Here is a 4223-nt window from a genome sequence, read left to right on the forward strand (position 1 = left end):
GGCTATTGGCAAGTCCCGCCCGCCGCGGTCGGCCACGAACCACTTGCGGGCGTGATAGCCGCCAAGAGTTCCGAGCACCGCGCCGATGACGCCGGCGCCGAGGGAACTGAATGTCCAGTGCCACGCCGCGCCGATGACCGCGGCGGAAAACCCGCCCATCACGATCCGTGCGGCGAACGACGGTGCCGCCGTGCGGGCCGGTGTCCTGGGGAGTTTGTCGGCGACCAACTCGGCGACCGCGAGCGCGGTGAAAATCACCACCGTGATGATGTTGCCCACCCAGGACGCCCACGTGTGATGCAGGTTGATCCAACCCAGGAAGGCCGCCCAGGCGACTACGGCGGGCGCGGTCAGCGAGCGCAACCCGGCGACGACACCGATCAACAACGCCATCAGCAGAACGAGCGCATGTGTCACGGACACCCTCCCTGTTAGTTGGTCAGAATCGGCAGAACCTAATGTCTGACGCCAAAATTGCCTTGGCGCCGATGGCCGCGAGTTCGTCCATGATCTCGTTGACGCCCCGGCGCGGTGCCAGCGCGCGAACCGCCACCCAGTCCGGGTCGGCCAGCGGGGCGATGGTCGGCGACTCCAAGCCCGGCGTGATCGCCGTCGCCTTGTCGAGCACTGACCGCGGGCAGTCGTAGTCGAGCATGAGGTATTGCTGGCCGAACACCACACCCTGCACCCGCGCGACGAGCTGGTCGCGCGCCGCTTGGGTCCCGCCGTGACCGCTTTCATCGGCGCGCTCGATCAGCACCGCCTCCGAATCGCACAGTGGCTCACCGAAGGCCACCAGGTCATGCAGGCTCAGGGTGCGCCCCGACCCCACCACGTCGGCGATGGCGTCGGCCACGCCGAGCTGAACCGAGATCTCCACTGCGCCGTCGAGACGGATGACCGTAGCCTCAATTCCCTTCTCCGCCAAGTCTTTACGTACCAGGTTCGGATAGGCGGTCGCGATCCGCTTGCCGGCGAGGTCCGCCGTCGTCCAGTCGCACCCCGCCGGCCCGGCGTACCGAAAGCTGGACGACCCGAATCCCAGCGCCAGGCGTTCGCGCACCGGCGCGTCGGAGTCACGAACGAGGTCGCGGCCGGTGATGCCGAAATCCAGCTCCCCCGAACCCACGTAGATGGCGATGTCCTTGGGCCGCAAGAAGAAAAACTCGACCTGGTTGACCGGGTCGATGACCGTGAGGTCTTTGGAATCGGTCCGGCGCCGGTACCCGGCCTCCGCGAGTATCTCGCTGGCCGGCTCGCTGAGCGTCCCCTTGTTCGGAACGGCGACCCGCAGCATGCTCACAACTTCCGGTAGACGTCGTCGAGGGACAGCCCGCGCGCAATCATCAGCACCTGCGTCCAATACAGCAACTGGCTGATCTCCTCGGCCAGCGCGTCGTCGGCCTCGTGTTCGGCGGCCAGCCACACCTCGCCGGCCTCCTCCAGGATCTTCTTGCCCAGCCCGTGGATGCCGCCGTCCAGCGCGGCGACCGTCGCGCTGCCGGCCGGCCGGGTGCGGGCGCGCTCACCGAGTTCGGCGAACAGATCCTCGAAGGTCTTCACGGTCGGCGATTGTTCCACGCGGCGCCGAGCAAAGTCACGGCGGTTTTCGCTCGTGGTCAGAGCTCGGTCAGTCCTCCGGGTTGTAGCCGAGGTTGGGGGCGAGCCAGCGCTCGGCTTCCTGCAGCGTCCACCCCTTGCGTTTGGCATAGTCGGCGACCTGGTCCTGGGCCATCCGACCGACCACAAAGTACTGGGACTGCGGGTGCGAGAAATACCAGCCGCTGACGGCGGCGCCGGGCCACATCGCCATCGATTCGGTCAACTCGATGCCGGTCCGCCCCTTCACGTCCATCACCTTCCAGAGCGTCACCTTCTCGGTGTGCTCCGGGCAGGCCGGGTAGCCGGGGGCAGGACGGATCCCCACGTACTTCTCGTCGATGAGCGCCTCGTTGTCCAGGTGCTCGTCCGGCTGGTAGCCCCAGAACTCCTTGCGAACCCGCTCGTGCATCCGTTCCGCGAACGCCTCCGCCAGCCGGTCGGCGATCGACTCCAGCAGAATGGCGCTGTAGTCGTCGAGGGCGGCTTTGAACTCCGCGATCTTTTCCTGGCTGCCGAGCCCCGCGGTGACTGCGAAAGCGCCGATGTAGTCGGCCAGACCGCTGTCCTTGGGCGCGATGTAGTCGCCCAGTGACCGGTTCGGGATGCCGTCGCGGTGCTCGCCCTGCTGCCGCAGGTTGTGCAACGTGGTCAGCACCTCGGTGCGGGTGTCGTCGGTGTACACCTCGATGTCGTCACCGACGGCGTTCGCCGGGAAGAACCCGATCACCCCGTTGGCGATCAGCCACTTCTCCTTGATCAGGGTGTCGAGCATCTCCTGGGCGTCGTCGTACAGCTTGCGCGCGGCCTCGCCCGATGCCGGGTTGTTGAGGATGTCCGGGAACCTGCCCTTCATCTCCCAGGCGTTGAAGAACGGCTGCCAGTCGATGTACTCGCGCAGCTCGGCGAGGTCGTAGTCGTGAAACTCCCGCACCCCAAGGCCGTGGGCGGGCACCGGGGGCGTGTAGCCGTCCCAGTCGATCGGCGTCCGGTTGGCGCGCGCCATCTGAAGCGTCAGCATCGGCCGCTCATTCTTTTGGGAGTGCCGCTCGCGCAGGGCTGCATAATCCTTCTCGGTGGCCTCCAACAGGGCTGGACGCTGTTTGTCGTCGAGCAGCGCCGCAGCAACCGGCACCGAGCGGGAAGCGTCCTTGACCCACACCACAGGACCGCTGCGACGCGGCGCCACCTTCACGGCCGTATGGGCGCGCGAGGTGGTCGCGCCACCGATCAGCAGCGGAATCTCGAGCCCCTCGCGTTCCATCTCGGCGGCGAAGTTGACCATCTCGTCCAGGGACGGGGTGATCAGGCCGGACAGGCCGATGATGTCGGCGTCGTGCTCCTTCGCCGCGTCCAGGATCTTCTGCGCGGGCACCATCACACCGAGGTCAATCACTTCGAAGTTGTTGCACTGCAGGACGACCCCGACGATGTTCTTGCCGATGTCGTGGACGTCGCCCTTCACCGTGGCCATGATGATCGTGCCGTTGGTGTCCTTGCTGGCTCCTCCATTTTGGGCAGCCCCGGAGGTCACCTTCTCCTCTTCGATGAACGGCATCAGGTAGGCGACGGCCTTCTTCATGACCCGGGCCGACTTCACGACCTGAGGCAGGAACATCTTGCCCGAGCCGAAGAGGTCCCCCACGACGTTCATGCCGTCCATCAGCGGGCCCTCGATCACCTCGATCGGCCGACCACCCGCGGCGGCGATCTCGGCGCGCAGTTCCTCGGTGTCCTCGTCGACGTGGGCGTCGATGCCCTTCACCAAAGCGTGCGTGATCCGCTCGCGGACCGGCAGGCTGCGCCATTCGGCCGCTGCCGGGTCCTCGGACTTGTCGGACTTGTTGTACCGTTCCGCGATCTCCAGGAGCCGTTCGGCCGCATCCTCGCGCCGGTTCAGGACGACGTCCTCGATGCGGTCCCGCAGTTCGGGATCGATCGAGTCGTAGGGCACCAGCGCCCCGGCGTTCACGATGCCCATGTCGAGGCCGGCCTTGATGGCGTGAAACAGGAACACCGAGTGGATCGCCTCGCGGACAGGGTTGTTGCCCCGGAACGAGAAGGAGACGTTCGAGATGCCGCCGGAAAGGTGCACCCCCGGAAGGTTTTCCTTGATCCAGGCGCAGGCCTCGATGAAGTCGATCCCGTAGGACGCGTGCTCCTCGATGCCGGTGGCCAGCGCGAAGCAGTTCGGGTCGAAGATGATGTCCTCGGGCGGGAAGCCGACCTCTTCGGTCAGGATCCGGTAGGCGCGTCCGCAGATCTCCTTGCGGCGCTCCAGGTTGTCGGCCTGGCCCTGCTCGTCGAAGGCCATCACGACGACGGCGGCACCGTACTTGCGGCACAGCCGTGCCTCGCGGATGAACTTCTCCTCGCCCTCCTTCATCGAGATCGAGTTGACGATCGGCTTGCCCTGCACGTTCTTCAGGCCGGCCTCGATGACCTCCCACTTGGAGGAGTCGATCATCACCGGGACCCGGCTGATGTCCGGCTCCGCGGCGATCAGCTTGGTGAACCGGTCCATCGCGGCGACGCCGTCGATCATGCCCTCGTCCATGTTGATGTCGATGACCTGCGCGCCGACCTCAACCTGCTGCAAGGCAACCGACAGCGCGCTGTCGTAG

Annotated in this window: 4 protein-coding genes; all 4 read right to left on the reverse strand. The window is 66.3% G+C overall.

The genetic code is table 11. The features are described 5' to 3' along the window. A partial coding sequence (locus JO059_RS01620; protein WP_293314233.1) for a DUF4126 family protein occupies window positions 1-417 on the reverse strand: 417 nt, incomplete at its 3' end. A gap of 22 nt (window positions 418-439) precedes the next feature. Further along, window positions 440-1297, reverse strand: a complete 858-nt coding sequence (hisG, locus tag JO059_RS01625; RefSeq protein ID WP_293314235.1) for an ATP phosphoribosyltransferase — start codon at window positions 1295-1297, stop codon at window positions 440-442. A 2-nt stretch (window positions 1298-1299) separates the two neighbouring features. Further along, the gene (locus JO059_RS01630) at window positions 1300-1581 is read right to left on the reverse strand and encodes a phosphoribosyl-ATP diphosphatase (protein WP_293314236.1); all 282 of its coding nucleotides are present in this window, start codon (window positions 1579-1581) and stop codon (window positions 1300-1302) included. Between the two features lie 49 nt (window positions 1582-1630). Continuing rightward, a partial coding sequence (gene metH, locus JO059_RS01635) for a methionine synthase (RefSeq protein ID WP_293314238.1) occupies window positions 1631-4223 on the reverse strand: 2593 nt, incomplete at its 5' end.

Source organism: Mycobacterium sp. (assembly GCF_019247615.1).
GTDB lineage: Bacteria > Actinomycetota > Actinomycetes > Mycobacteriales > Mycobacteriaceae > Mycobacterium.

What these genes read in the sequence shown, in the direction of transcription:
- hisG (WP_293314235.1), bottom strand. Translation starts at nt 1,297, where the DNA reads ATGCTGCGGGTCGCCGTTCCGAACAAGGGGACGCTCAGCGAGCCGGCC.